Source organism: Ferruginibacter sp., assembly GCF_014377975.1.
Lineage (GTDB): Bacteria > Bacteroidota > Bacteroidia > Chitinophagales > Chitinophagaceae > Ferruginibacter.
This window is the reverse complement of record NZ_JACMOO010000344.1, coordinates 1-1,554: the sequence shown is the minus strand read 5'-3', so window position 1 is coordinate 1,554 and position 1,554 is coordinate 1. Positions and strand designations below refer to the sequence as shown.

2 protein-coding genes and 1 tRNA gene are annotated in these 1,554 nt (G+C 36.3%); all 3 read left to right on the top strand.

The window, feature by feature from the left end; translation table 11 throughout:
- On the top strand, positions 1-401 hold a 401-nt coding region (locus H7254_RS16950), incomplete at its 5' end, for a hypothetical protein (RefSeq protein ID WP_301934095.1).
- Between the two features lie 2 nt (positions 402-403).
- Positions 404-1,174 (top strand): enoyl-CoA hydratase/isomerase family protein, encoded by a 771-nt coding sequence (locus H7254_RS16945; protein ID WP_301934094.1) that lies wholly within the window; start codon positions 404-406, stop codon positions 1,172-1,174.
- A 100-nt stretch (positions 1,175-1,274) separates the two neighbouring features.
- A tRNA-Arg gene (locus tag H7254_RS16940) sits at positions 1,275-1,346 on the top strand.
- Positions 1,347-1,554: the final 208 nt, after the last annotated feature.

Genomic DNA, 1,554 nt, shown 5'->3' with positions numbered 1-1,554 from the left:
TTAAAGGAAAGGCATACTTAACTGTCTGGCATAATAAGGAAGCCTGTATTTGGTTGCCATCAGGGATCGATTCTAATTCTTTTGCGGTAAAAACTCAAATTATCAAACCATTGAATTCCAATGGTGTCAAGGAAATTCAAATTAGTTATCTGCCGGAAAAGACTTTGCTATTGAAATATGGTAAAATCAAATTTCAAATGGGAGTTAATGAAAAATATGTTTTTGGTCAGGAACGTCCAGATTATGTATGCTTACCCGCTAACTTAAAATCAGTGGAAAAATATACCAGCAATACTCAAATCAAAAAGGTAATTTTGTACAGAAACAAGAATATCCAGAAAAGTGGTGATTCCCGGGTCTGGGATCTGTATTCGGATGGAGTTTTTAAAATAGATATTTAATAATGGAAAATTTAATACTCGAAGTTGCTGACAGAGTAGGCATGATCACATTGAACCGTCCGGAAAGAAAGAATGCGCTTTCTACTGAGATGATCGTAGAGCTTCAGCAAGCTTTCCTGCAATTTGAAGCTGATAAGGATGTAAAAGTAATTTTAATAAAGGCAGCAGGCAATGTATTTTGCTCTGGTGCAGACCTGGTTAAAATGAAAGAAATGCAAAGCGAACCTTGGGGAGTAAACCTTCAGGATGCCAAGCAATTAGAGCAACTTTACAGGATAATTTATACATTAAAAAAAGTAGTGATTGCCCAGATTGAAGGTCATGCACTTGCAGGTGGTTGTGGACTGGCATCAATTGCAGATTTTAGTTTTTCTATACCTGAGGCAAAATTTGGTTACCCGGAAGTAAAAATCGGATTTGTTCCTTCTATAGTTGCCTTGTTTTTAAAGAGAAAAATAGGTGGAAAAGCAAGGCCTTTGTTACTATCTGGTGATTCCATTTCCGCAGAACAAGCACTTAATATTGGCATGATTTACGAAGTGGTTTCTAAGGATGAAATCGGCCACCGGGTTTGGACATATGCCCAGCATTTGTGCCATACCAATTCTGGCCAGGCTATGGCATTGACTAAACAATTGCTTTTCCGTATCCAGAACATGAATTTTGGTGAAGCCTTAAATTACACTGCAGAACAAAATGTAGATGCAAGACTGACAACAGATTGCAAAAAAGGGGTTCAGGATTTTATAGATAAGAAAAAGATTGAATGGTAGCGCAATTTGGCTAGTAAAAATGATTGATAATTAGTTTCATTTTCTAATATTCCCTGCGACCTTTACGCCCCGGATTTCTAAAGTAAAAACAAATTATTCTGCGCCCATAGTTCAATGGATAGAATTTCAGATTCCGGTTCTGATGATGGGGGTTCGAATCCCTTTGGGCGCACTAGTGTACACCATAATAAAGCCTGTAAATAAACAATTTACAGGCTTTACCTTTTAATGGGTCGCAACAACGATTTTAAGTTATGAATTGGTGTAAACTTTAAGTAAAAAAGGCTTTTCAAGAATTTTTATACCTTTTTAACGGACCTAAATGCTCACTTAAGAATAGATTAAATAATGTAAACTTTCCTAGTCTATTTTTACCTTTG